Consider the following 25,011-nt stretch of genomic DNA (forward strand, 5'->3'; position numbering starts at 1 on the left):
TTTATTAATCTTATAAATTATTCCCACTCAATCGTTGCCGGCGGTTTGGAACTGATATCATATACCACACGATTAACTCCTTTTACCTTATTGATGATTTCGTTTGAAATTTTCATCAAAAAATCATACGGTAAATGAACCCAGTCCGCGGTCATTCCATCAGTAGATTCCACTGCTCTTAACGCCACTACTTTTTCATAGGTACGCTCATCGCCCATTACTCCTACGCTATTTACCGGAAGTAAAATGGCACCCGCTTGCCATACTTGATCATAAAGTCCGTGTGATTTTAGACCTTCGATAAAGATAGCATCAACTTCTTGCAATATACGAACTTTTTCTTTTGTTATATCTCCTAAAATTCGGATGGATAATCCCGGTCCCGGAAACGGATGTCTTCCCAATAATTCAGGGTCAATTCCTAGGGACGCTCCTACTCTACGCACTTCATCTTTAAACAACATTCGCAACGGTTCCACGATTTTTAGTTTCATAAAATCCGGTAAACCTCCTACGTTATGATGCGATTTTATGGTCGCTGATGGTCCCTTTACCGAAATAGATTCAATCACATCCGGATAAATTGTTCCTTGGGCTAACCATTTCACGTCTTCTATTCGGTGAGCTTCGTCATCAAAAACTTCGATAAAAACTCGTCCGATGGCTTTGCGTTTGGCTTCCGGTTCTTCTATTCCGCCTAATTGATCTAAAAATCGATCAGCGGCATCAACACCTTTTACATTCAAACCCATTCCTTTGTATTGATCTAATACATTTTGAAACTCGTTTTTACGCAATAAACCATTATTAACAAAAATACAATATAGATTTTCGCCAATGGCCTTTTTTAATAAAACAGCTGCCACGGTTGAATCTACACCTCCCGAAAGACCTAAAACTACTTTATCTCCTTTGATTTTTTCTTGTAATTCGGCTACAATTTCTTCTACAAAAGCATTTGGTGTAAAATTCTGTGGCACTTCGGCTATACGAACCAAAAAGTTTTCCAACATTTGTTTTCCATCGGATGAATGATAGACTTCCGGATGAAATTGAATGGCGTAGGTTTTTTCACCTTCAATACGGTAAGCGGCATTTTCTACATCCTTTGTACTGGCTAATTTTACACCATTAGTTGGTAATTTTTTGATGGTGTCGCTATGGCTCATCCAAACTTGACTATTGAGAGCCACTTCTTCGAAAAACGGATCGTGGTCGTCAACAAAACTCAAATTGGCTCTACCGTATTCGCGAGTGTTGGATGGAGCTACTTCGCCACCATCAAAATGGGCTAAATATTGAGCACCATAACAAACGGCTAGCAAAGGCATTTTGCCTCTAATTTGTGATAAATCGGGATGAGGAGCATCATCTGCTCGAACAGAAAAAGGACTACCGGAAAGAATTGTAGCTTTAAAGCTGGACAAATCTTCGGGAACTTTGTTATAAGGAAAAATTTCGCAGAATATGTTTAATTCTCGAACTCTTCTCGCAATAAGTTGTGTGTATTGCGAACCAAAATCTAAAATAAGTACGTTGTGTTGCATGGGCAAAAATAGGTATATTCTTGGAAAGTGAAAAACAGATAAGCGGTTAAATTTCAAAAAAATTAACCGATCAATTTATTTGTGTAAAAAAGGTATTTTTAGATTCCGATTTCAACTTGAAAGCGAATGTACCAATTGGTTTTACTGCTTCCGTCAAAATAAGTTAAATCATCTAATGTGAATTCGGATTGAATTTTGAATGCGTGTTCCCAGAAATATTTGGTTAAACCAATACTATATTGTTTGGTATGTGGCGTAAATTCTCTAATATCTTCATTCACTTTTTGAGTGGAAAACCGCCCGATTACTTCGTAATTCGTAGAAAAAATGTAGCTTAACTGATAATCAAACCCCTCTCCTACATAAACATAATTAAAATCGGTTGCATCCTCCGGATTAAATGTGAATGGATTTTCAGAAGTTCTATTCATATACGAACTCATCAAAGCCCAACCGTTATATTTTAACATCGCATCTACAAAAACAGATTCCATTGTTCTTTTTTCAAACAAATCAGACCCTAATTGTCCTTGAGTTTGACGAGCTTTTACATTCCGTTGAAACGTTCCGGCTAACAATAATTTAGGTTTTTGTTCACGTGCAATATCGCCTTCAAAGTTGGTTCCGTCTTTGGAAAAAGCACCTAGCGGGAAAAGTTCCATTCTTCCGGTTAACGCAAACCCATCATCAGGACTTTTGGTGACATTTCGGCCATTTCCGGTACTAATGGCAGATTTTAAATTATACGAAAACTTATCTTTCTTCTCATTCAAAAAATACGTTTGAAATCCAAAATCACGATCAATATTAAAACGAGCATTATTGATGGAACGATCAGTTAATTGCAAAGCTCCCGATGAATTGACACGTTGACGATTTCCCGGTAATTTTGTTTGTCCGAAAGCAAAACTCCAATGTTTGTTAGGTCGATAAAACATAACCGCATCACGAATAATATTGATGTTTTCGCCTGCTTCTATTTCTCCTACATCGCCCGGAGCAAAGGACAATTGAATTGCATATAAAAATTTTGGATTACCTACATAACCATCAAAACGCAAACGCAAACGTCGAACTTGCCCTTCAAAAGCATCATCTTGGTCTTCATTATTCAAATATCCTAATCGATTTTGCATTCTAAATCGAATATTAAGTTGAAAAATACTATCAGGAGAAGTCAGCCCCAAACCTCTACCATAATTATAATAAGGTAATGTTGCTAATTTTAAATCGTTGTCTTTGGTGCTAAATTGAATATCTTGAGCTATTGAAAATGAAGATATTAACAAAAATAGAAGTAGAAATTTCGTTTTCATTTGTAGTAGTTGTGTTTGCTCGGCAAAAGTAATTTAATTTTTGTAATGTAAAACTATTGTAGCGGGATTGTTACCTTTGCAAAAAAAACAAAATGTCGAATATATATTTAGGATATCATTTTACGGTTGAACCGAAAGAATTAGGTTGCGAAATTTTAGTGGCCGAATTGGGCGAAAAACCTTTTGAAAGCTTCATTGAAACCGAATTCGGTGTAACGGCTTATGTTCAAAAAAACCTTTGGACGGAGGATATTTTGGATGATATTTTCATCTTAACTTCTCCTGAATTTACGATTTCTTTTCATGTAGAAGAAATTGAACAAGTGAACTGGAACGAAGAATGGGAGAAGAATTTTAATGCGATCGATGTCGATAGAACGTGCTATGTTCGAGCACCGTTTCATCCAAAAACCGATGCTGAATATGATATTGTGATCGAACCCAAAATGAGCTTTGGAACCGGTCATCATGAAACAACGCACATGGTTATTCAACACTTATTAGAAACCGATTTGGTTGGTAAAAAAACGTTGGATATGGGCTGCGGAACCGCCATTTTAGCCATCTTAGCCGAATTGAAAGGTGCCAAACCAATTGATGCTATTGACATTGATAATTGGTGTTATTTGAATTCGATTGAAAATGCCGAACGAAATAATTGCAAGCATATCACCGTTTATGAAGGAGATGCTTCGTTATTAGTTGATCAAAAATATGATGTGATTATTGCCAATATCAACCGAAATATTCTTTTGAATGATATGAATCGCTATGTTAATTGCTTAAATCAAAATGGTTTATTATTTTTGAGTGGATTTTATAGCGAAGATATTCCTGCCATTGATGAATGTTGTCAAAAGTTAGGTTTAAAATTGGAGAAAACAATTGAACGGAATAATTGGGTGAGTTTGAGGTATAAGATGGGATAGTAGGATTTTTAGATTGTTGGATTTTTAGATTATTAGATTGTCTGATTATTCGAAAAATCTAAAAATCGAATAATCTAAAAATCGTTTAAATTTAAAAAAATGAGTACGATAGAGAAAATTCAAGAAGAAGTTTTAGTCGAAGAAGCCGTTGGGATTAACAACGAAATTGTGCTTTTTAATGATGATGTCAACACATTTGATCACGTGATTGACACGTTAATTCGCGTTTGCAGTCACACCAGCGAACAAGCCGAACAATGTGCAATTTTAGTTCACTACAAAGGAAAATGCACTGTAAAAACCGGAGATTTTGATGAACTAAAACCACAATGTACACAATTGTTGGAAGCCGGTTTGAGTGCCGAAATTATATAAAATTTGGAACAATACGGAAAAATACTCATTATTGCCATGCCGGCATTTCTGTTACTGATTGTAATTGAAAAAGCGTATGGCTATTTTAGAGGAAACGACACGGCTCCGTTAATGGATACCGTTTCGAGTTTGAGTTCCGGAATTACCAATGCTGTAAAAGATGTATTAGGAATCAGCATTTCGATTTTGACCTATGATTGGATGGTTTCAAAAGTGGCTGTTTTTACGATTGAAAATACTATTCTCACCTATATAATTGCTTTTTTTGTTATTGACTTTTATGGTTATTGGACGCATCGCTGGTCGCATCAAATCAATATTTTTTGGAATAAACATGCGATTCATCACAGCAGCGAAGAATTTAATTTAAGTTGTGCTTTGCGGCAATCCATTTCTTCTTTCGTAAATTTGTTTACTTTTTTATTAATTCCGGCTGCATTTTTAGGCGTTCCGGCAACAGTTATTGCAATTGTACTTCCGCTGCATTTGTTTTTGCAATTTTGGTATCATACCAAACACATTGGCAAAATGGGGTTTTTAGAGAAAATCATTGTTACGCCTTCGCATCATAGAGTTCATCATGCGATTAACAAAGAATATTTAGACAAAAATCACGGACAAATTTTTATTTTTTGGGATAAATGGTTTGGCACTTTTCAAGAAGAACTAAACGAAGTACCAGCTGTTTATGGAATTACGAGACCTGCTCAAACGTGGAATCCAATCAAAATTAATTTTCAGCATTTGTGGTTATTGATGCAAGATGCTTGGCGTGCCGAAAATTGGAAGGATAAATTCACAATCTGGTTTAAACCAACAGGCTGGAGACCGGAAGGTTTTGAAGAAAAATACCCGGTTCATAAAATTGAAGATGTGTATGCTTTTGAAAAATACAACCCAAAACATTCAAAATTTTTAACCTATTATTCAATTGTTCAGCTTTTTATAACCTTGGGATTTGTGAGTTATTTGTTTGCGAATATCGGAACTATTGGGTTGCCAACCATTTTTGTGTATGGTTTGTTTATTTTTATCACCATTTATAGTCTCACTGAATTGATGGATACGAATCCAAATGCTTACTTTTTTGAATTATATCGATTGCTTTTTGGTTTTGGAATTGTGTTTTTTTACGGTGATTGGTTTGGATTAAATTCAGTTATTCTGTTTAGTAATTATGTACTTGGATTTTATTTTTTAGTTTCTTTCGGGTTTTCCTATTATTTTTCTAGTTATGAATTTACAGGTTTAAAAAATCCATCAAAACCAATCAATTCTTAATGAAAATAGAAAGATTTACTCGGAGTTTTATCGTAATTTGTTTTTTATACTTACTTCTATTGCTATCAGGAAAAGAAGATATGGCTTGGTGGTTAAAGCCAATGTTGATTCCGTTTTTAATTAGTATTGTTGCTATTTCTGACAAATTTCCAACACAAGAAATACTTCTTTTTGCCCTATTTTTTTCATGGATTGGTGATGTTTTATTACTGTTTTCAGATAAACATTCACTCTTTTTTATTTTTGGATTAGTAGCTTTTTTAATCGCTCATTTGATTTATATTTTCCTATTTCAAAAACAAAATAAAATCAATAAAAATAAAATTTATTTGCAATTTAGTCCGATTGTAGTAATTTATCTTTTGGGAATTTTAAGTATATTGTGGTCATCGTTAAACGAAATGAAAATTCCGGTTACCATTTATGCATTTGTGATTTCCACAATGCTTTTAATGAGTATCAAAGCCTATTTTGAATGGAAAAAACCAGCCAATCTTTTGGTGTTAATTGGTGCTGTATTATTTGTTATTTCAGATAGTATTTTAGCCTTTAACAAATTCTACACACCAATTCCAATGAGTTCATTTTTGATAATGAGTACTTATCTAGCAGCTCAATTTTTTATTGTAAAAAGTGTTTTGATAAATAACAAAGTCTAACTCATTCTTCCAATCGCACAACTCACATACGATTTAGCTTTTTCACTCAATGAATTAGTTTCGCCAACTTCAGGATAACCTAAGCTATGTAATGTTGCTTTTACGACTACTAAATCAGCTTCATTTTCATAACGAAAAGAAACTATTTGCTCATCATTATTTACTTCTACATCAGAAATATTTTCTAATAGAGTAAGTTTTTTAGTGATAGTGTTGGCACAACCATGGCATTTTAGGTTTTGAATTTTAAGTGATGCTTTCATTATTAAAGAGTTTATCATACAAAGTTAGTTCTTTGAATAATGAATAAATGTGACAAAAGTCACACAAGAATTTAGTTTTATTTATTTTTAATGGCAGAAAGTTGTATTTTTATGCTTTCAAACGACTAATTTCCTTATGCTTCACCAATTTTTTGATTTAAAAAAGAGCCAACTGTTCATGCTTAATTGGATTTTAAAGTGCTATATTTTTTCTATAGCTTTTATAGGTCTTTCACAAGAATTACCCCCCATTATTAAATATCCACCAAGTACCTACAAAGCCGGTAATCAAAACTGGATGATTGCACAAAATAAACAAAACATCATGTATTTTGCCAATAATGATGGTTTGTTAGAGTATAATGGTTCTGAATGGTTGCTTTACCCCTCTCCCAACGAATCAATTCTACGGTCAGTAAAAGTAATTGATGAAAGAATCTACACTGGTTGCTACATGGAATTTGGTTATTGGGAACGCAAACCAAACGGATTACTCGAATATAACTCGTTAAGTGAAAAAGTAAAATCAAAAATTCTGGATGATGAACAATTTTGGAATATTTTGCAATTTGATCATTGGGTAATTTTTCAATCGTTGAATCAAATTTTTATTTATGATACTAAATCTAAAACATTTAAATTCATTAAACCGGAATCAGGAATTTTCAAAGCATATTCGGTAGCAAAATCAATTTATTTTCAAACAGTTAACGATGGATTTTATGAAATTGAAAATGGTGCGAGTAAGCTCATTTCTAAAGATTCTTTCTTTATTAACAATAAAATTGTATCCATTTACAAAAGAAATAATTCATTGCTTTTATTAACACAATATGATGGTTTTTATGAATTTAAAGAAAATAAACTCTTCAAATGGATTACTGATTCCGATGCCGAGTTAAGTAACAGCAGTGTTTATTGTGCTCAAAAATTTTCAGACGACAGTTATTTAATTGGCACGGTTTCCAACGGAATTTTTATAATAAATTCAGAAGGAAAAACAATTTATCATATCACACAAAACAAAGGAATTAGCAACAATACGGCACTTTCTCTTTTTGAAGATGTGGATAAAAATGTTTGGTTAGGGTTAGACAATGGCATCAATTGCATCAATTTAACTTCGCCAATCAGAAGTTTTTATGACGATACCGGAATTTTAGGAACTGTTTATGCTTCTATAATTCATAATGACAAATTGTATGTTGGAACCAATCAGGGTTTATTTTATAAAAATAAGGATGGCAATAATACTTTCAAATTTATTTCGGGAACAAAGGGTCAAGTTTGGTCGCTTTTTTTGTATGACAACAACTTATTTTGCGGTCATGATTCAGGAACATTTTTAATTGAAAATCAATCTGCTAAATCTATTTTTAGTGGTTCAGGAACATGGAAATTTGAACCTAGTCCATCCAATAAAAATCTGCTTTTACAAGGAAATTATTATGGAATTTCGGTTTTGGAAAAAATAAATAATACATGGCAATTCAAAAATAAAATTAAAGGTTTTGACTATTCTTCAAAATATTTTGAATTCTCAAATCCTGATGAAATTATAATCAGCCATGAATACAAAGGTATTTTCCGAATTAAAACTGATCCGAGTTATTCAAAAGTAACGTTATTTGAAGCTCATGAAAATCCGAAAAAAGGAAAAAATGCCAGTATAGCAAATTTTAATAAAACGATCTATTATGCTTCAAAAGATGGCATTTTCGCTTTCAATAATAAAAGTAAAAAATTTGAAAAAAGTGCAAAACTAAGTTCCGTATTTGAAAAAGATGAATATTTATCCGGAAAACTAATGACTGATAAATCAAATCGACTTTGGTTTTTTTCAAAAAATTATATCAATTATTTCTCCTACGGAAAATTGAGTACAACATTAAAACACAATGTTATTCCGATTCCTTCTTCGCTAACCAATTCGATGTTGGGTTATGAAAATATTTCGCAACTTTCTGAATCGTTGTATTTGGTTGGAACAACAGACGGATATTATACTATCAACATTGATGATTTATTGTTCAATAACAATCATTTATATATTACAAACATTACCACCAACAAACATAATGAGTCATTAACCTTTGAATCAATTAGTGAAAGTGGAAGTTTTGATTCGAATAATAACAACATTACATTTTCTTTTACAGTACCAAAATACAACAAATATATACTTGCCGAATTTCAATATAAACTAGAAGGATTTCAAAATGAATGGAGCGAATGGAGTTCAAAACCAACTGTGAATTTTAAAAATCTTCGTCCCGGAAAATATACTTTTGTTGTTCGCTCAAAAATTGGAAACTCAATTAGTGAAAATTCAGAAAAATACAGTTTTACTATTTTAAAACCTTGGTATTTAACCAATTTGGCTTTAATTATTTATATTTTACTATTGATAGTATTGGCCTATTTTATCAACTTAACATATCAAAATCACTACTTTAAACAACAAGAAAAACTAATTGAAGAAAATAATCGCCTTTTGGAAATAAAAGAACTTGAAACCGAACAGGAATTAATGCGAATTAAAAATCAACAATTAGAACAAGATTTTGAAAGCAAAAACAGAGAATTGGCAGCCTCTACGATGAACTTAATTAAGAAAAATGAATTGCTTTCGATGATTAAAGAAGATTTGAAAAACACCACTGAAACATTACCAAACAAAAGTATAAAATCATTAATCACCAACATTAATAAAAACATAAACGAAGAAGACAGTTGGAATGTTTTTGTAGATGCTTTTAACAATGCCGACAAAGACTTTTTGAAGAAAATTAAAATTGCCCATCAAAGCTTAACACCTAATGATTTAAGGCTTTGTGCGTTTTTAAGACTAAACCTTTCTTCTAAAGAAATTGCTCCTTTGCTTAACATTTCAGTGCGAAGTGTCGAAATTAAGCGATACCGTTTACGTAAAAAAATGGATTTGTCGCACGAACAAGGACTTGTAGAATATATTCTTTCGATTTAAAATTTAAAAAAATTCTAGAAAGCGTTTAATTAAATTTGACTAAACGCTTTTTTTTAATGTGGTAATTTATCTTTGAATAATCCATACAAAAAAGTGCCAAAAATAGCTCCTAACAGCACAAAAGCAACGTTATAAAAACCAGCTCCAATTAGAATGAAAATTGGTCCCGGACAAGCTCCAACTAACGCCCATCCTAAGCCAAACAAAATTCCGCCAAGCCAATAACGTGTATTTCCTTTTTCTTTATCTAAAATTTCAATGGGCATGCCATCGATATCTTTTAATTTTTTTCGTTTGATAATTTGAATGCCGATTATTCCGGTTACAATCGCTGTTCCAATGATGCCATACATGTGAAACGATTGAAAATGAAACATCTCATAAATTCTGTACCAAGAAACGGCTTCGGTTTTGGTTAATACAATTCCGAATAGAATGCCAACTACTAAATATTTTACTAAATTCATGATTAAAAAATTAAAGGTAAAAGAAGATGAGCCATGATTAATCCGCCTATAAAAAATCCGAGTACCGCTTTTAGCGAAGGAACTTGAAGATTACTCAAACCTGAAATCGCATGACCTGAAGTACATCCGCCGGCGTAGCGACTTCCAAAACCGATTAAAATTCCACCTAAAATTAATATAAAAATCATTTTTGGAGATGAATTTTCAAATAGTGAATTAGGTAATAATTTTCCGTTTGGTTCATCAATTCCCATTAATTTTAATTGCTCAATTGTTTTTGGATTGATAGTAACATTAGAAGCATCGTGCAAAAAATGAACAGCGATAAAGCCGCCAATCATCGTTCCGAGAGCTACAACTAAATTCCATCGTTGACTCTTCCAATCCCAATCAAAAAAAGATACTTTCTTGCCAATTCCGGTCATTGCACAAAGTGAGCGAAGGTTTGATGACATTCCGAATGTCTTTCCAAAATAAATCAAAAGCAACATGACTATTCCAATTAAAAAACCGGAAATAGACCAATGCCAAGTTTGCGAAAATAACTCCATATCATTTTTTTTACAAAAATAGAATATGAATCGCGTTATAACAAATCAAATTATAATTGTTATCCAAAAAAACTTTTACCTTTGACTAAAATTTGTAATCATTCAAATGAAAAAACATACCTTTTTATTCCTGCTTTTTACAGTTCTTTGCATGGTTTCGTGTGGCGGAATCAAGAATACTATCAAAAATATTGATGATTCTGCTCCCACTCCAATGCTGAAAAAAGATAATTCGTTTGTATTAACAGAAGTAAGCGATAATTCTAAATATGGTTATGATCCTGATTATCCAATTAATATTTTTTATAGAACAATTTCAAACGATACCATCAACCAAGAACGTTTTCTAAAAGCGTTGGCCGGGCCGAATGGCGAAAAATTATTTTATAAAAAATTAGAAAGCTGTTGTCCTTTTCCAACCAAAAGAAGTGAAATTGGAGCCGGATTTTTAGATGTTTATCAAGTTCATTGGATGGGAAGTAAAAAACCATTGCTCCTTTATTTCAATATTTATGAAAAAGGAAAATTGATGGTTCCAAAAGGCTTGACTGCCAAAAAAGATGAACAACCTTAGTTCTAGAATCAAATCAAATTATTTGTACTTTCGCATTTTAAAAATCAATTATGGATATTACGAAAATACCTCAAATAAAACATACAAACAGTGGAAACTTCTTTGTTTTAGCCGGACCTTGTGCCATTGAAGGCGAAGAAATGGCATTGCGAATCGCAGAACGTTTGGTTCAAATTACTGATAATTTAGAAATCCCATACGTATTCAAAGGTTCTTTTAAAAAAGCAAACCGTTCCAGAATTGACAGTTTTTCAGGAATTGGTGATGAAAAAGCTTTAAAAATCTTACAAAAAGTTTCACAAACTTTCGGAATTCCAACCGTAACAGACATTCACACCAACGAAGATGCTGCCATGGCTGCCGAATATGTTGATGTTTTACAAATTCCGGCCTTTTTAGTTCGTCAAACGGATTTAGTGGTGGCTGCAGCAAATACCGGAAAAACCGTAAACCTGAAAAAAGGACAATTTATGAGTCCGGAAAGCATGAAACACGCCGTTCAAAAAGTATTGGATTGCCAAAATGAAAATGTAATGGTCACCGATCGTGGAACCATGTTTGGCTACCAAGATATGATTGTTGATTTCAGAGGAATTCCAACTATGAAACAATTTGCAACAACTGTTTTAGATGTAACGCATTCTTTACAACAACCGAATCAAATGTCGGGAGTTACAGGTGGTCGTCCAGATATGATTGAAACCATTGCCAAAGCCGGAATTGTAACCGGTGTGGATGGAATTTTCATCGAAACTCATTTTGATCCGGCCAATGCCAAAAGTGATGGAGCCAACATGCTTCATTTAGATTATTTTGAAAATTTAATGACTAAATTAGTCGCCGTAAGAAAAACCATCAATCAATTCTAATCCATATCATCCAGCAATCCAGTGAAAAATAAATCGCTATTGATTGTGCTCTTTTTTTGTGCCTTTTTTCAACACATATCAGCCCAAGACGTTACGGCAACTCCTGAAAAATACACAGCCCACAACAAAGGAAAATTTTATCTTTATTGGGGAGGAAATCGAGAAACTTTTTCAAAATCAGACATCCGTTTCAAAGGAGCTGATTATGATTTTACTTTATATGATGTTTCTGCTCACGACAAACCTAAAGGTTGGCATGTTGATTATATAAATCCATGCAGGATGACCATTCCGCAAACTAATTTGAGAATTGGTTATTTTATTACCGATAAATACAACATTTCAGTAGGTTTTGACCACATGAAATACGTAATGTATCAAGACAGAGCTGTTAATTTTTCAGGTTCATATCCAAATCAAGGAAATTTTGGAGAAACCCTGCCAAACGGACAACTTTTGTTGACAGAAGATTTTTTAACCTTTGAACACACCGATGGTTTAAACTACGTAAATACTGAAGTTGCAAGGGTGGATGATATCTCAAATTGGTTTAGCATTAACAATACCGATTTGCTTCAAATTAATTTAACGGAAGGTGTTGGCGGAGGATTTTTATACCCAAAAACAAATACAAAACTTTTTGATAAAAAACGCCATGACGAATTTCATGTTTCCGGTTTTGGACTTTCTGCCAAAGCAGGATTGAATATTACTTTTTTAAAGTATTTCTTTATTCAAGGTGAATTAAAAGGCGGCTACATCAACATGAACGACATTAGAACCACTAATGATAAAGCAGATAGAGCCGAACAAGATTTTTGGTTTTTTCAGAAGATTTTGGTCGTTGGTGGAATTTTTAGAATTTAAATTTTACTATGAAGTGGTTTAAACTTTAGAAATGCTTTCCTAAACGAAAGCATTTTTTTTTTAATCAAAATAAAATTCTAGTAATAATCTCTAATTTAAAAACAAAACAAATTTCACACAAAAGGGTGATATTTTTTAACCGATTACAACTTTACTTTGTTTAAGTCAAAATTTAATCGTCATGAAAAAATCATTTTTAGTAATTTTAGTAATTATTTTAGGCCAAGCCTTGATAGCCCAACCTACTGATGCAAAAGTTAAAGCCGATCTAAAGGCTAAATTTCCAAGTGCTACCAACATTATTTTACGAAGTAATGGAACAACAGGAAAAGAATGGGAAAACAATGAATATATTAGTGTTTATAGAAGAGATGTTTCGATTGAATTACCATCTACAAACAAAAATTATCCCAAAGTAAAAGTCATGCTATATGGAGGTGTTCGCTATAACGTAAACGGAACAAATCATACCTTTTCTAAATATAATCCAGGTTCCGAAGAAATTATAGGCATGCCAAAACCAAATAAAGAAGAACTTTTAAAATTTTTGGATGATCAAGTGCTAGAAATCTTTCGTTTAGCAGAACGTAATGAAATTATTGGGTTACCGAGTGCTTTTGAAATTAATGAAAACACCAAATACAGTTGGCCAAGTTTTGATAGGCTTGAATTTGACACATGGGTTACTTATGAAAAATTAATTAACGACATTGGAGATGCCAAAACAATCAAAGAAGCAATAAAAATTAGAATGTATCGTGATGAAAATGGTTCTTGGAACAGAATTGACAAAGGAACTGCTTCAATTGAAAACAATAAAATTATACTTTCTGAAAAAAAATATAGTGCAGTAGAACGAGCAAAATTAAAAACGTTTGAAATGCTGCTGCAAAGTAAATTAGCAGAGAAAAAAATAAATGCAATGCAGCCAATAGACTTACCTGCAATGAAAGATAACTATGAAGTAATGAATTTTGTTCATAGTCAATTCTTGAGTGCAGATAAAGCCAAAATTGAAAGTATGCTTTATCAATTATTGGCATCGTTTTATTTTTCTAAAACAGACAAAAATGTTCCTACAAGAGATGGACAAGAGCTTATAGATAAAATTTTGAAAAATACTGTTTCCGGCGATTTTATTTATAAAAATCAGTATTGTGAAAAACCAGAAATTAAAGAAAATGGAAATGGTTCCATCGATTATTGGAACAAAGACAAAACAGCCTATACGCGTCTGGAGCTTGGAACTGAAAACAACAATTGGAAATTGGGCGGTATAACTATTTACATTATTTCTACTTTAGAAAAAGCTCAGAAAACCGAAGCTACAGCTTGTGGAAATGGAAATTTAACTACCGTTCAACGAGGAGAAAAAAATGCCAATCAAAAAATCACAAAAAATGACTGGGTTCTGGCTTATTATGACAGTGATGGTTATTGGTATCCGTCCTTTTATTTAGGTTATGCAAACAACTATTATGACATTCAATATTTTCAAGGAAATGCAAAAAGCAAAGTGCGAAAAGTGATTCCGTTTATGCCGGAAGTAGGAGATAAAGCCTTTGTTAAATTACAAAACGGACAAATAACAGAAGTTATAATCAAAAGTATCAAAGGAACAGATATTGTGATTGATTTTAACGGAACCGACACAAATTATAAATTGAGTGGTGTTATGTTTAGATAATATCAAAAAGATGTAACTATTTTTATTACTTTTAACAATAAGAGAAATTAAACTTTTATGATTTTGAAAAGAATATTATTCTGCTTTATTTTTTTTGTGTTATACTCCTACACAACACTTCTATATGCTCAAAATGATAACTTTAACAATAAAAACAAAGAATTTTTTGGATTAGTTTGGAACGATACAAAAAAAGCTAAAGTAGTTTTAAAATGGATGGAAGAATATGCTTTAGAAAAAAATCAATCAGAGTTACTATCTAAATATTTTAATGCAAATGCTACTTTTTTCTACTCCAAATCTAATTACAATGAAGCTATCTCAAATTATTTAAAATCGTATGAAAAAGCCAAAGAATGGGGTGATAAATGGCAACAAGGTGTTGTTCTAAACAATCTTGGCGGATGCTTATTTCAAATGCAAGAATATGAAAAAGCAAAAGAATATTATGAAATAGCCTATCAGCTTTTTATTGAATTAAAAGACATAGACTGGCAAACAAATGTTTTATTTAATTTGGCCGCAATAAATTATGATTTAGAAAATTTTTTAATTGCCGAACAACAATTTCTAAAATTAGAAAAAAGCTATTTAAAAAATAATCAATTGGATTATGCTTCTTATTGTAATAGAAATCTCGGAACAATTTATGTTGAAACCAATCGAATTGATGATGCTATCAAACAATTAGAACTCTCTTTAGCAAGAGGTAGCCAAACAGATACAAAAGAAGATTTGGCTTTGACCTATCAAAAAATGGGACACGCATTAGCAAAAAAAAATAAAAATCAAGACGCTTTACATTACCTTCATAAAAGCTTGAAAATCACAAAAGAAAACTTTAATAATAAATGGACGCTCATAAATTATGAACTCTTTGCACAAACATACAAACAGAGTAATATTGCAGATAGTGCATATTTTTATTATGAAAAATGTTTAGCCTACAAAGACACCGTTTTTAATGAAACTAAACAAACTGAATTTGCTACTTTAGAAACTCAATTTAAAACCAAACTCAAAGAGGAAAAAATTGCACAACAAAAAACAATCATCAATCAAAAAAACAAAATTATTTATGGTTTGATTTTTTTTATTGTGCTCATTATATTATTACTTCTACTGTTTATTATTACCCGATTAAAATTATTAAAAAGTCGAAAGAAACTACAAGAATCGCTCGATGAAAAAGAAACATTACTTCGAGAAATTCATCATCGGGTAAAAAATAATTTACAAGTTGTTTCAAGCTTATTAAATATGCACGTTCGAAAAGTAACTGATCCTGATTCTAAAAAAATATTAGAAGAAGGTTCAGATAGACTAATGGCGATGTCATTAATTCATAAAAACTTATATCCTCATTCTAACCTCAACACGATTTCGTTAGATGATTATCTTTTTAAATTAAGCCATCAACTATTTGATAATTATCAACTTAACTATTCAAAAGTAAATTTAATAACAGAATTAGATAAAATTGATGTTGATATTGATAAACTAATACCTATCGGACTCATTGTAAACGAACTCATTTCAAATGCAATGAAACACGCCTTTAATGAAGAATCGGATGCACAAATAAGCATTAAACTCAAATATGCCAAAGACAATGAAATTGAATTGGAAGTTGCCGATAATGGTCAAGGTATTGCCAACAATTGGCGAGAGAAAGAATCTGACTCTATTGGTATGAAATTAATTACAATTTTTAGTGAAAAATTAAAGAGCAAACTATCTATTCAAAATGATAATGGCACTAGAATCAAACTTTTAATTCCAACCTTATGACCTCTATTGCTATTTTAATTATTGAGGACGAACCCTTAATTGCAGAAGACATCAAACAAACATGTTTGGAAAACAAGTTAAGTGTTGCAGGAATCGCTTATACGTTTGAAGATGCAATTTCTATTTTGGAAGAAAAAAAAGTAGATTATGTTTTGTTAGACATTCAATTAGGAGATAGCAATGACGGATTAGAAATTGGCAAACGTCTGTCTCAAGAATATTTTATTCCGTTTAGCTACATTACATCCTTTTCGGATGCAAAAACATTGTCTCATGTAAAACTGACTAAACCCGCAGGTTATTTAACCAAACCATTTAGAAACCGAGACATTATCATACAAATTGAATTAGGGCTTGACATAGCTGCTCGATTAAAAAAACATGAGTTTGCCAGCCTTAAACATATAAACAAATTCTCTCTTGTTGAGCTTTCTCAAAGAGAATATGAAGTTGTTTTAGAAATTTGTAAAGGCAAATCAAATTTAGAAATTTCCGAAACACTTTTTGTAAGTATGAATACGATAAAAACACATTTGAAAAATATTTTTTCTAAACTTGATGTAAAATCGAGAACAGAATTAATTAACAAAATTATCGGTTAGTTTATTTTTTCATCAAAAATCACCCAAAAGTAGTAGTTAAACCATCTGTAAAACAGACAAATTTGTAATTGATTTAAAAGTATGATTTTCAAACTTTTGATAAAAGGAATTTTATTTTAAACTCAATTAATTTGTAGGTAGTATGGCAAGGCAATTTATACTCATTTTCATGATATGTATTTGTTCAATTTCTGTTTATGGTCAAGTTGGAATAAACACAACTGCACCAAAATCTACACTTGATGTTGAAGGTAAACCAGGAATTTCTACTGAAATCGATGGCATAAAAGCACCAAATATTTCCGGAAATGAATTAAGAGATAAAGATGCTATTTATGGCATTAATCAAACAGGGGTGATTGTTTATGTTACATCAATTCCTTCTCCTATATCCGTAAAAACAACTCATATTAATGAAATAGGTTACTATTTTTTTGATGGATTGAGTTGGAAAAAACTATCTTATAGCAGTTTAAATGAAATTGGAGATATAAAAAGCAGTGTCAAAACAACAGACCATAATGGATGGATTTTGTTAGATGGAAGGCTAGTCGCTTCGCTATCAGTAACTCAACAAACAAATGTTTTTAGCTTATTCGGTGGCACTACGCTTAATCTTCCTGATGCTTCAAATAAAATAGTCGTACAAGGTGGCACAGTTGGTACAACATCTACTGCAACAAACATTACACAAAATCAACTACCAAATGTTACCCTTACTGGATTTACAAATTTCGGCGGAGGTCATTCACATACTGTTGATCCAGCTCCAGTTTCAACTAGTAGTAATGGTAGTCATACACATACCCACAACGCTAATCGTAACGCAACAGATGATTATTATGGCTTAGTTAGAGCTACGTTTTCAGATGGCGGTGGTGCTTCCTCAGTGACTACTGCACCTGGATTAGCCGGATATAATGGCCGAGTTAACGCTGGTTTTAACGGAAACCCAAGAGCACTTTCTATTAATTCGGGTGGAGACCACACGCATACCATTGATATTCCATCAACAGCAACAAATACCGTTAGTGACCATTTTCATTCTTTACTAACAACTTCAATAAATGGTGGTGTTACACAACAAGTTCTTACAACATCAAATTTACCAAGACTTAGTGCAAATATGTTTATCTATTTAGGATTATAAAAAATATTGTAACTTTTTAAACAATAAAAATCAAAGTGTTAAACGTTTTGATGATTAAAGCTTGCTGATTAATTTGTGATTGTAACCCTACTCTATTTAAGATTATTCAAATCATAAAATTACACTTCATCTAAATTCTATTAGGCAACTTGAAAGTTGGATAAATATTTATTAAAATTCTAACTAAAAATTTCAGGAGTTAAAGACTACAAAAAAGATCAAAATCACCCAAAAGAATGATTTACAAACATTTAAAGAACCATAAATTTGATTCATTAATAACCATTAAATCATTTTATTATGAAAAACGCATTTAAAACTCTCGTATTCGCCACAGCAATTTTGTTATGTGGAAATGTATCATTTGCTCAAGCACCCGGTTGCAACAGTGCTGCTGAAATTGTATCAAAAATGTGGCAATCTTGGGACAAAGTTTCGGACAAACTTCCTGGAGATGTTCCTGGAAGTCAATTTGTTTCATTTGCTGCAAAATCAATCACAAATTGGAATCAAATGGTTGCCGGAAACAGTTGGGCTACTATTGGACCAAGAAGTTTAAACTTTGGTGAAAAAGCCAACGGAACTGTGCTCGGACAAACAACTAGAGTTTTTACTTTACCACCAAGTAACAAAGAAACGGTAACAATTACTATTAAAAAAATTGACGGAAAAGCTAAAACCGGAATTTCTGTTTGTAGTGAAGGAAGACAAGGAAATACTCGTACTGATGACAATTATACATTTAATAATTCTGATGATCCGGAAACAAAAAAATTCATAATTGAAAAAGCTAAAAACAGAGTATTAAGTGTTACAATTAAAAATTATTCTGTCGGAAATAAATTTCAGTATACTATTGAAGCTAATTAGTAGTAAAAAAATTAAAATGAGTAGCTAATTTTCAGTTTACTGTCATTGAATTACAAAGGCTGTTTTATATAATGCAGCCTTTGTTCGTTTATCAAATCAATTAAAACATCATTATCAATTTCTTCAAGTGAAAAATAACGTAAAGATTTAAACGTATTTCGTTTTTCACCCACCAACAGTTCCTTATGTTGTTGAAGTTGATAGCCTTTATTAAAAGCTAAATCAACATATTTTCCTTTGTGACTTGCATTTAAAAAACAAAATGGTTTTCCGTTTACGTAGTAATATGGAATTTTCCATTTGAATAAAAGTATAGCTTCTGGTAATTCCTTTTCAATTATTACTTGCAAATTCAGAAGTATCTCTTTGTATAATTCGGGTTGATTTAAAATATATTCTTCTGCTGGTTTCATCAAAATTAATTTTTACCAATGGTTTCAATACCTTCATTTTCTGGTGTTTTTTTATTTCCTCGCATCAAACGATAACCATATTTAAAACAAAGAAAATTTATAAAACAAAATAAAAGAATAAGTGTAATTTTTCCAGAATAATAGCTAATTACATAGGATTCATCTTGACCAATTATATCTTTTTCCTCGATTAAAATCATTTTTAATACTGAAGAAAGTATTGAAAGCAAAAGAATTATCCCAATTAAAAACAAAAGAATTCCTAGAATTTTTTTCAACATTTTTTTAAATTTTGAATAAAAGTAAAAAAAAATTGCACAGCAAAAAAAGTTTTACTTACTTTGCATCTCAAAGTACTTTAAAAATGGAAAACGAGAAATACCTCAACGACCTTTCTGAAATCAAAAATTTGATGAACCGTTCATCACGCTTTTTATCGCTGAGCGGACTATCAGGAATATTAGCCGGAACCTATGCATTAATTGGAGCATACTTAGCTTATAAAACGATTTACTTTGATACTTCTACAATGGGAGCCTATAAGAATTTAGTAATTTCAGAAGAAGCTGTTATCCGATTACTAGTGATTGCTGCATCTGTCGCTTTTCTTTCTTTGCTTACCGGAATCTTATTAAGTATTCAAAAAGCAAAATCGAATAACGAAACTATTTGGAATAGTACTGCAAGACGATTAGTAATCAATTTTTTAATTCCATTAGCTACCGGAGGTTTCTTTATTATTTTTTTGATCGAAAAAGAAATGTTAGGTTTAGTTGCACCGCTTACCTTAATCTTTTACGGATTAGCCTGTGTGAATGCGAGTAAATATACGTTGGGAGGCGTTCGTTATTTGGGACTAACTTTTATTATTTTAGGTTTACTTTCGACTTGGTTTTTGGGCTACGGATTACTATTTTGGGCATTAGGTTTTGGTGTTTGTCATATACTATATGGTAGTATTATGTATTTCAAATACGAAAGAGGATAGATTTTTTGATTGTTTGATTATCCGATTTTTAGATAATTAGATTCTTTTCAATATAATAATTTTTCAAATTTTATTCATCTGTGTTCCAATAAAAAATAGTAATTCCTTTCCTTTGCAAAATGAAAAACATCATCCAAAATATAAACAAAGCCTTTGACCATCGTATCCGACTGGGTATTATGTCGATTTTGATGGTGAATGAAAGTGCCGATTTTACTACGCTGAAAGAATTGTTGGGTGTCACCGATGGCAATCTTGCCTCGCATGCCAAAGCCTTAGAATCTGAAGAATACATCGCCATTGAAAAGCAATTCATAGGTAAAAAACCCAACACTAGCTACAAAGCCACAAAACTTGGAAAAAAAGCCTTTCAAGAACACATTGAAGCACTTGAAAAATTAATCAAAAAAAATTAATCTATTTTTTTATATTTTAACTTTGAAAAACAAAGTACTTTATAAATGAAAAAACTTACCTATTATCAAACTATCAGAAAAAATGAGGTGATTGTATTTGCTACGTTAACTCTTTTCAGTCTATTGCTACTATTAATTAGAGCCAAAGTGACACAAAGTGTTTTCTTTTTCTTTCTAATTTGGAATTTATTCCTTGCTTTCATCCCTTACTTAATTTCATTCTTTCTTTTCACTTCAGTCACTTTCCAAGAAAGGAGATTTCTAAGAATCGGAACGCTTTTGGTTTGGTTGCTTTTTTTACCTAATTCCTTTTATTTATTGACCGATTTTGTACACCTCAACAAATTTCCGGACGTACCTTTTTGGTTCGATTTGGTGTTGGTTTCCTCATTTTCGATTACCGGATTTGCTTTGGGATTATTCTCCATCCGAACCATCGAAAAAATAATTCAACTCCATTATTCCAAAACTCAAAGTAAGATAATGCTGTTTTGCATTCTTTATTTAACTGCTTTTGGTATTTACCTCGGACGGTTTTTACGTTTCAACAGTTGGGATTTACTCTCAAATCCAATTGATTTGTTTTCATCCTGTGTTGACTGTCTGTTTATGAGAGATGTTCAAAATTTTACACTTGGCTTTGGTACTTTCTTACTGGTTTTATACTCCGTTTCTTCTGCTTTAATTTCTAAAAATATACATCATGACTAAAAAAACGTATGCTGCGGTAAACGGTCAATTATCAACTCAAATTGCTATTTTTTCATTTGCTATTGGTACGGTTTTATTTTTAACACATCAACTATTTCCAACTGTAGATTTCATAATTATTATTGGAATTTACTATGTAATGACCGCTTTATTAATCAATAGTCTTGTATTGCTCAACCTAATCCATCACTTTATCTTCTTCCGAAATCATCGGGAATATTTTGCCATTAAAATCCTCATCGTATTGGCTAATCTTCCTATTGCCGCTGGGTATTTTTATATAACTATTAATCGCATTAATCTATTTCATTTCTAATAATCTAACAATCTAATAATCTATTAATCCAACAATCTAAAAATCAAAAATCATGGAAAAACAAACCAATTTCTTTCAGTCCAACACCGCTAAAATCATCATGGTTGGCTTTTTAACGCTCATTTTATTGATTCCGCTTCAATTTGTGAAAAGTCTTATTGAAGAACGATCCATTCGTCAAAAAGAAGTCGTTTCCGAAACTTCCGAAAAATGGGGCGAAGACATTTATTTTTATGGTCCGATTTTGAAAATTCCGTACAAAGTACATACCGAAAGCCTTCAATACGAAGCCAAAACCAATCAGCATGTGAAAACCATTTCCACTGAAATTCGTTTAGCCTATTTCTTTCCGGAAGAACTAAAAAACACCACAGATGTCACAATGGTTAAACCATTACAACGCAGTTTGTATAAGTCGAATGTGTTTAATGCTCAAATGGATTTTTCAGGAAGTTATGTTTTTCCGAACTTCAAAATCAATTCGATTGCGGATGAAAATATTATGTGGGACAAAGCCACGATTTTGATTCGGACAACGAATTTAAAAAGCATCAAAAGTCAGGTGAATTTAAAGTTAGGTGATTCGGTTTATCGATTTGAACCAACGCAAAACAAGCAGAATGATTCGATGTCAACATTAGAAACCGGTTTAGTGAATTTGCAATCGCTTCAACAAAATAGAAAACAAAACTTTACTTTCAACATCAATTATAACGGTAGTAAGATGATTCATTTTGCTCCGATTGGGAAAACGACTTCGGCAAAAATGAGTTCCAATTGGCCGTCGCCGAGTTTCTCCGGGAATTTTTTACCTAATGACAAAAACAAAAAAATCACGTCAAAAGGTTTTGAAGCCGAATGGGAAGTGTTGCACCTCAACCGACCTTTCCCGCAGCAATCATTTGAAACTTTACCAAATGTGAGACCGCATGCTTTTGGTGTCGATTTTATTACGACTGTGGATGAATATCAACAAAACGAACGAGCTTCGAAGTATGGATTTTTGGTAATTGGATTAACGTTTTTAATCTTTTTTCTCATCCAAAGCATTAGTAAAATCAATATTCATATTTTTCAATATTCGATGATTGGTTTGGCGTTGATTATGTTTTATACGTTGCTTATTTCGATTACAGAACACAGTAGTTTCACGTTGGCTTATGTGGTTGCAGGAGCTTCGGTAATTGTGCTGATTTCGCTTTATTCAATTTCAATTTTAAAGAATAAAAAGTTTCCGGCTTTTATTGGGATTTCGCTCACATTTTTATACACATTTATTTTTGTGATTATTCAAATGGAAGATTATGCATTGTTGGTGGGTAGTATCGGATTGTTCCTGATTTTGGCTGCTGTGATGTATTTTTCTAGGAAGATTGATTGGGGAGCGGGGAATTAGGGTTTCTCGTAAGGTATTTTAATTTTCTCGCAGAGACGCAGAGACGCAAAGGTTTTGTTTTGCGACTTTGCGTCTTTGCGAGAAAAACCATTTAGTCCCGAAGCTTCGGGAAAGGTTCATTAAGTTTGGCTTAGTGAGGTTGATTTCTGGATGGTTTTTTTTTGTACTTTTGAGTTAAATCTATTTTTATGTCGCAAAATTTTCACATTCCTAAACCTTGTTCTGAAAATTGGTTAACAATGACAGCTGTTGAAAAAGGAAAATTCTGTGAACTTTGCAACAAAAAAGTACATGATTTAAATACCTTGAACAAAGTTGAAATTAAAAATTTATTGAAATCTGAAGAAAAAATTTGTGGTAGGATAAAAAAAACTTATCCAAATTATACTGTCAATATAAAAAAATATGGAATTGCACTTTCGATAGCTTCGATACTAGGATTTACAAATTTGAATGCGAAAACAAATTCATCACTAATACAACTAGAAACTACAATTCCATATCAAAATCCTACAATTCAAAATGATACTATCATTTTAAAAGGAACTGTAAAAGAGGATAAATTTCCTTTACCTGGTGTTTTAATAAAAATAAAAGGAACAAAACTAGAGACAAATACTGATTTTGAAGGTCATTTTTCATTCATCATTCCAAAAAATGAAATTTCACAAGAATTGATTTTGATTTTTAGCCACATTGGCATGGAAACTAAGGAAGTTGAAATTAAAAAGAATCATGAAAAAATTGAAGTTGAACTAACTTCTGACAATATGCTACTTGGAGAAGTTGTTATTATAAAAAAATCATTTTGGAGAAGAATATTTGGTTATTGAAAGAAATACTAGAAAAACTAAAACCTAAATGAAAATCTTTCTAAAATATTTAGACTAATAAGTAATTTTTGGAAGTTTTCCCTACTCAATTCAAAAATGAAAAAAAAGTTCCCAATAATTCTGCTCATCCTACTAGGAATAGTTGTGATCACACTTCTGTGTTTTAACTCCACCCATTACATCCAAAACCAAGATTGGAAATATGCTGATGGAACTTATATTGGGGATTGGTTAAATCACAATAATATTGAAATTAATGATAAAATCATTAAAGGAAATAATGGAGAAGCAAAAATTGTTTTCTGCTTTGGCTATAAACTTATTATAAAAAATATTGAAAATGGAGAAACAGGATATTATGTAAATAAAAAATAAAACAAAAAAACGGAAACAACTACTCAAAGTGTTTCCGTTTCTACATTCAACCCTTTAACGTGAAGGATTTACTTTTAATTTTGAGAATTAGTCTCTTTCATATACTTCAATCGCACCACTAGCATCTCTTAACTTTAATTGTGTAACTGTAAGATTCATAATATCTTGCGTTCTAGATACATCGCCAAAAACAGTAGTTAAGTTATTGTGCGATCGCACGTAAACTCCTGTAGTGGTAGTTAATTCACATGGAGCATCTGTAGAATCATAATCTCCTAGAATAACTTCATCACTAACTTTAAGTTCCATGTAATCTTCGGCACATCCTTCTTCATTTTGAGGAGCATCAATTAAAACTTCTTGTCCAGCAACTACTGTTCCCACTTGCATTAAATTCCATTTTCCCGCTAGAGGGACAATTGTTTCACCTTCGTTATCGTCATCACTACATGATGTGGCAAATAATCCGATTGTTAACGCAAAGGCGAATAATAGACTTCGATTTTTCATAATTTGTTTATTTTAATGATTATGGTGTAAAGGTAAACTGGAGGTTGTTAAAGATTGTTACACAATTATGAGGATGTTTTATAGAATTTCGATGAATCATTTTTTTGACTATTTAAAAAAAGTTTTGAATAGTTATCAGTATAGTCAAGACTAGCTATATTGAATTTAAATATTTTCTATATTTGAAAAAATAAAAGCCATATCACAAAAATGAAAAATCTTCTACTTATTGTTTTGAGCATTCTATTAATTCAATGTGTTTACAACCC

At 31.8% G+C, this 25,011-nt stretch carries 28 protein-coding genes; 20 read left to right on the forward strand and 8 right to left on the reverse strand.

What is annotated here, in order from left to right:
* Window positions 1–17: 17 nt before the first annotated feature.
* Together guaA and M0M57_RS16435 are read right to left on the reverse strand one after the other, a co-directional pair.
* Entirely contained in the window at window positions 18–1,547 is a 1,530-nt protein-coding gene (guaA, locus tag M0M57_RS16430) for a glutamine-hydrolyzing GMP synthase (RefSeq protein ID WP_248434183.1), read from the reverse strand.
* A gap of 98 nt (window positions 1,548–1,645) precedes the next feature.
* Window positions 1,646–2,863, reverse strand: coding sequence for a porin (locus tag M0M57_RS16435; RefSeq protein ID WP_248434184.1), 1,218 nt, complete (start codon window positions 2,861–2,863; stop codon window positions 1,646–1,648).
* Window positions 2,864–2,955: 92 nt separating this feature from the next.
* Here M0M57_RS16435 and prmA point away from each other — a divergent pair, with 92 nt between their 5' ends.
* The 4 genes from prmA to M0M57_RS16455 all read left to right on the forward strand — a co-directional run bounded on the left by prmA (window position 2,956) and on the right by M0M57_RS16455 (window position 6,107).
* A complete protein-coding gene (prmA, locus tag M0M57_RS16440; RefSeq protein ID WP_248434185.1) occupies window positions 2,956–3,792 on the forward strand; it encodes a 50S ribosomal protein L11 methyltransferase in 837 nt (278 codons plus the stop codon).
* Window positions 3,793–3,891: 99 nt separating this feature from the next.
* The gene (locus tag M0M57_RS16445) at window positions 3,892–4,167 is read left to right on the forward strand and encodes an ATP-dependent Clp protease adaptor ClpS (RefSeq protein ID WP_112085378.1); all 276 of its coding nucleotides are present in this window, start codon (window positions 3,892–3,894) and stop codon (window positions 4,165–4,167) included.
* A gap of 3 nt (window positions 4,168–4,170) precedes the next feature.
* Window positions 4,171–5,448: a sterol desaturase family protein gene (locus tag M0M57_RS16450; protein WP_248434186.1), complete on the forward strand. Its 1,278-nt coding sequence runs from the start codon at window positions 4,171–4,173 to the stop codon at window positions 5,446–5,448.
* On the forward strand, window positions 5,448–6,107 hold the full coding sequence (locus M0M57_RS16455; protein ID WP_248434187.1) for a lysoplasmalogenase: 660 nt from the start codon (window positions 5,448–5,450) through the stop codon (window positions 6,105–6,107). Before M0M57_RS16450 ends, M0M57_RS16455 begins: the two co-directional genes overlap by 1 nt.
* Here the strand turns inward: M0M57_RS16455 and M0M57_RS16460 are convergent.
* The gene (locus M0M57_RS16460; protein WP_248434188.1) at window positions 6,104–6,370 is read right to left on the reverse strand and encodes a heavy-metal-associated domain-containing protein; all 267 of its coding nucleotides are present in this window, start codon (window positions 6,368–6,370) and stop codon (window positions 6,104–6,106) included. The two genes, M0M57_RS16455 and M0M57_RS16460, sit on opposite strands and share 4 nt — an antisense overlap.
* 178 nt (window positions 6,371–6,548) lie before the next feature.
* On the opposite strand from M0M57_RS16460, the gene M0M57_RS16465 reads away from it, so the two are divergent.
* Window positions 6,549–9,356: a helix-turn-helix and ligand-binding sensor domain-containing protein gene (locus M0M57_RS16465; protein ID WP_248434189.1), complete on the forward strand. Its 2,808-nt coding sequence runs from the start codon at window positions 6,549–6,551 to the stop codon at window positions 9,354–9,356.
* 53 nt (window positions 9,357–9,409) lie between these two features.
* On the opposite strand, the gene M0M57_RS16470 is transcribed toward M0M57_RS16465, so the two are convergent.
* Both M0M57_RS16470 and M0M57_RS16475 read right to left on the reverse strand, forming a co-directional pair.
* A complete protein-coding gene (locus tag M0M57_RS16470; protein WP_248434190.1) occupies window positions 9,410–9,823 on the reverse strand; it encodes a DUF6691 family protein in 414 nt (137 codons plus the stop codon).
* Window positions 9,824–9,825: 2 nt separating this feature from the next.
* Window positions 9,826–10,374 carry a YeeE/YedE family protein gene (locus tag M0M57_RS16475; RefSeq protein ID WP_248434191.1) on the reverse strand — a complete coding sequence of 183 codons (549 nt, stop codon included), beginning with the start codon at window positions 10,372–10,374 and terminating at the stop codon, window positions 9,826–9,828.
* A 106-nt stretch (window positions 10,375–10,480) separates the two neighbouring features.
* Here M0M57_RS16475 and M0M57_RS16480 point away from each other — a divergent pair, with 106 nt between their 5' ends.
* The 8 genes from M0M57_RS16480 (at window position 10,481) to M0M57_RS16515 (ending at window position 18,784) form a co-directional block, all read left to right on the forward strand.
* Window positions 10,481–10,948, forward strand: coding sequence for a 2-dehydro-3-deoxyphosphooctonate aldolase (locus M0M57_RS16480; RefSeq protein ID WP_248434192.1), 468 nt, complete (start codon window positions 10,481–10,483; stop codon window positions 10,946–10,948).
* A gap of 50 nt (window positions 10,949–10,998) precedes the next feature.
* Window positions 10,999–11,817, forward strand: a complete 819-nt coding sequence (kdsA, locus tag M0M57_RS16485) for a 3-deoxy-8-phosphooctulonate synthase (protein ID WP_248434193.1) — start codon at window positions 10,999–11,001, stop codon at window positions 11,815–11,817.
* Window positions 11,818–11,862: 45 nt separating this feature from the next.
* Window positions 11,863–12,684 (forward strand): hypothetical protein, encoded by an 822-nt coding sequence (locus tag M0M57_RS16490; RefSeq protein WP_248434194.1) that lies wholly within the window; start codon window positions 11,863–11,865, stop codon window positions 12,682–12,684.
* A 181-nt stretch (window positions 12,685–12,865) separates the two neighbouring features.
* Complete coding sequence (locus M0M57_RS16495; RefSeq protein ID WP_248434195.1) at window positions 12,866–14,371, forward strand: hypothetical protein; 1,506 nt, start codon at window positions 12,866–12,868, stop codon at window positions 14,369–14,371.
* Between the two features lie 63 nt (window positions 14,372–14,434).
* Complete coding sequence (locus M0M57_RS16500; protein ID WP_248434196.1) at window positions 14,435–16,162, forward strand: tetratricopeptide repeat-containing sensor histidine kinase; 1,728 nt, start codon at window positions 14,435–14,437, stop codon at window positions 16,160–16,162.
* Window positions 16,159–16,764: a response regulator transcription factor gene (locus M0M57_RS16505; protein WP_248434197.1), complete on the forward strand. Its 606-nt coding sequence runs from the start codon at window positions 16,159–16,161 to the stop codon at window positions 16,762–16,764. Before M0M57_RS16500 ends, M0M57_RS16505 begins: the two co-directional genes overlap by 4 nt.
* 169 nt (window positions 16,765–16,933) lie before the next feature.
* A complete protein-coding gene (locus M0M57_RS16510; protein WP_248434198.1) occupies window positions 16,934–17,914 on the forward strand; it encodes a hypothetical protein in 981 nt (326 codons plus the stop codon).
* Between the two features lie 300 nt (window positions 17,915–18,214).
* Window positions 18,215–18,784, forward strand: coding sequence for a hypothetical protein (locus M0M57_RS16515; RefSeq protein ID WP_248434199.1), 570 nt, complete (start codon window positions 18,215–18,217; stop codon window positions 18,782–18,784).
* A 50-nt stretch (window positions 18,785–18,834) separates the two neighbouring features.
* Here M0M57_RS16515 and M0M57_RS16520 read toward each other — a convergent pair whose 3' ends face one another.
* Together M0M57_RS16520 and M0M57_RS16525 are read right to left on the reverse strand one after the other, a co-directional pair.
* Window positions 18,835–19,197 (reverse strand): DUF1801 domain-containing protein, encoded by a 363-nt coding sequence (locus M0M57_RS16520; RefSeq protein WP_248434200.1) that lies wholly within the window; start codon window positions 19,195–19,197, stop codon window positions 18,835–18,837.
* 5 nt (window positions 19,198–19,202) lie between these two features.
* Window positions 19,203–19,478, reverse strand: a complete 276-nt coding sequence (locus M0M57_RS16525) for a hypothetical protein (protein ID WP_248434201.1) — start codon at window positions 19,476–19,478, stop codon at window positions 19,203–19,205.
* Between the two features lie 83 nt (window positions 19,479–19,561).
* Here M0M57_RS16525 and M0M57_RS16530 point away from each other — a divergent pair, with 83 nt between their 5' ends.
* The 7 genes from M0M57_RS16530 to M0M57_RS16560 all read left to right on the forward strand — a co-directional run bounded on the left by M0M57_RS16530 (window position 19,562) and on the right by M0M57_RS16560 (window position 24,232).
* Window positions 19,562–20,185 carry a hypothetical protein gene (locus tag M0M57_RS16530; RefSeq protein ID WP_248434202.1) on the forward strand — a complete coding sequence of 208 codons (624 nt, stop codon included), beginning with the start codon at window positions 19,562–19,564 and terminating at the stop codon, window positions 20,183–20,185.
* Between the two features lie 119 nt (window positions 20,186–20,304).
* A complete protein-coding gene (locus tag M0M57_RS16535) occupies window positions 20,305–20,601 on the forward strand; it encodes a winged helix-turn-helix domain-containing protein (protein ID WP_248434203.1) in 297 nt (98 codons plus the stop codon).
* 45 nt (window positions 20,602–20,646) lie between these two features.
* Entirely contained in the window at window positions 20,647–21,312 is a 666-nt protein-coding gene (locus tag M0M57_RS16540; RefSeq protein WP_248434204.1) for a DUF1361 domain-containing protein, read from the forward strand.
* Window positions 21,305–21,628 carry a hypothetical protein gene (locus M0M57_RS16545; RefSeq protein ID WP_248434205.1) on the forward strand — a complete coding sequence of 108 codons (324 nt, stop codon included), beginning with the start codon at window positions 21,305–21,307 and terminating at the stop codon, window positions 21,626–21,628. The genes M0M57_RS16540 and M0M57_RS16545 overlap by 8 nt, the downstream gene beginning before the upstream one ends.
* A gap of 52 nt (window positions 21,629–21,680) precedes the next feature.
* Window positions 21,681–23,024 (forward strand): cell envelope integrity protein CreD, encoded by a 1,344-nt coding sequence (creD, locus tag M0M57_RS16550; protein WP_248434206.1) that lies wholly within the window; start codon window positions 21,681–21,683, stop codon window positions 23,022–23,024.
* Between the two features lie 239 nt (window positions 23,025–23,263).
* Entirely contained in the window at window positions 23,264–23,857 is a 594-nt protein-coding gene (locus M0M57_RS16555; protein WP_248434207.1) for a carboxypeptidase-like regulatory domain-containing protein, read from the forward strand.
* A 96-nt stretch (window positions 23,858–23,953) separates the two neighbouring features.
* Complete coding sequence (locus M0M57_RS16560) at window positions 23,954–24,232, forward strand: hypothetical protein (RefSeq protein WP_248434208.1); 279 nt, start codon at window positions 23,954–23,956, stop codon at window positions 24,230–24,232.
* Window positions 24,233–24,319: 87 nt separating this feature from the next.
* Here M0M57_RS16560 and M0M57_RS16565 read toward each other — a convergent pair whose 3' ends face one another.
* Window positions 24,320–24,742 (reverse strand): lipocalin family protein, encoded by a 423-nt coding sequence (locus tag M0M57_RS16565; RefSeq protein WP_248434209.1) that lies wholly within the window; start codon window positions 24,740–24,742, stop codon window positions 24,320–24,322.
* Between the last annotated feature and the right edge of the window lie 269 nt (window positions 24,743–25,011).

The sequence above is a fragment of the Flavobacterium azooxidireducens genome (assembly GCF_023195775.1).
GTDB classification, from domain to species: Bacteria; Bacteroidota; Bacteroidia; order Flavobacteriales; family Flavobacteriaceae; genus Flavobacterium; species Flavobacterium azooxidireducens.

Coding starts and splice junctions, on each gene's coding strand:
- guaA (WP_248434183.1), bottom strand. CDS start 1,547: ATGCAACACAACGTACTTATTTTAGATTTTGGTTCGCAATACACACAA.
- M0M57_RS16435 (WP_248434184.1), bottom strand. CDS start 2,863: ATGAAAACGAAATTTCTACTTCTATTTTTGTTAATATCTTCATTTTCA.
- prmA (WP_248434185.1), top strand. CDS start 2,956: ATGTCGAATATATATTTAGGATATCATTTTACGGTTGAACCGAAAGAA.
- M0M57_RS16445 (WP_112085378.1), top strand. CDS start 3,892: ATGAGTACGATAGAGAAAATTCAAGAAGAAGTTTTAGTCGAAGAAGCC.
- M0M57_RS16455 (WP_248434187.1), top strand. CDS start 5,448: ATGAAAATAGAAAGATTTACTCGGAGTTTTATCGTAATTTGTTTTTTA.
- M0M57_RS16460 (WP_248434188.1), bottom strand. CDS start 6,370: ATGAAAGCATCACTTAAAATTCAAAACCTAAAATGCCATGGTTGTGCC.
- M0M57_RS16465 (WP_248434189.1), top strand. CDS start 6,549: ATGCTTAATTGGATTTTAAAGTGCTATATTTTTTCTATAGCTTTTATA.
- M0M57_RS16470 (WP_248434190.1), bottom strand. CDS start 9,823: ATGAATTTAGTAAAATATTTAGTAGTTGGCATTCTATTCGGAATTGTA.
- M0M57_RS16475 (WP_248434191.1), bottom strand. CDS start 10,374: ATGGAGTTATTTTCGCAAACTTGGCATTGGTCTATTTCCGGTTTTTTA.
- M0M57_RS16480 (WP_248434192.1), top strand. CDS start 10,481: ATGAAAAAACATACCTTTTTATTCCTGCTTTTTACAGTTCTTTGCATG.
- kdsA (WP_248434193.1), top strand. CDS start 10,999: ATGGATATTACGAAAATACCTCAAATAAAACATACAAACAGTGGAAAC.
- M0M57_RS16495 (WP_248434195.1), top strand. CDS start 12,866: ATGAAAAAATCATTTTTAGTAATTTTAGTAATTATTTTAGGCCAAGCC.
- M0M57_RS16505 (WP_248434197.1), top strand. CDS start 16,159: ATGACCTCTATTGCTATTTTAATTATTGAGGACGAACCCTTAATTGCA.
- M0M57_RS16510 (WP_248434198.1), top strand. CDS start 16,934: ATGATATGTATTTGTTCAATTTCTGTTTATGGTCAAGTTGGAATAAAC.
- M0M57_RS16515 (WP_248434199.1), top strand. CDS start 18,215: ATGAAAAACGCATTTAAAACTCTCGTATTCGCCACAGCAATTTTGTTA.
- M0M57_RS16520 (WP_248434200.1), bottom strand. CDS start 19,197: ATGAAACCAGCAGAAGAATATATTTTAAATCAACCCGAATTATACAAA.
- M0M57_RS16525 (WP_248434201.1), bottom strand. CDS start 19,478: ATGTTGAAAAAAATTCTAGGAATTCTTTTGTTTTTAATTGGGATAATT.
- M0M57_RS16530 (WP_248434202.1), top strand. CDS start 19,562: ATGGAAAACGAGAAATACCTCAACGACCTTTCTGAAATCAAAAATTTG.
- M0M57_RS16535 (WP_248434203.1), top strand. CDS start 20,305: ATGAAAAACATCATCCAAAATATAAACAAAGCCTTTGACCATCGTATC.
- M0M57_RS16540 (WP_248434204.1), top strand. CDS start 20,647: ATGAAAAAACTTACCTATTATCAAACTATCAGAAAAAATGAGGTGATT.
- M0M57_RS16545 (WP_248434205.1), top strand. CDS start 21,305: ATGACTAAAAAAACGTATGCTGCGGTAAACGGTCAATTATCAACTCAA.
- creD (WP_248434206.1), top strand. CDS start 21,681: ATGGAAAAACAAACCAATTTCTTTCAGTCCAACACCGCTAAAATCATC.
- M0M57_RS16555 (WP_248434207.1), top strand. CDS start 23,264: ATGACAGCTGTTGAAAAAGGAAAATTCTGTGAACTTTGCAACAAAAAA.
- M0M57_RS16560 (WP_248434208.1), top strand. CDS start 23,954: ATGAAAAAAAAGTTCCCAATAATTCTGCTCATCCTACTAGGAATAGTT.
- M0M57_RS16565 (WP_248434209.1), bottom strand. CDS start 24,742: ATGAAAAATCGAAGTCTATTATTCGCCTTTGCGTTAACAATCGGATTA.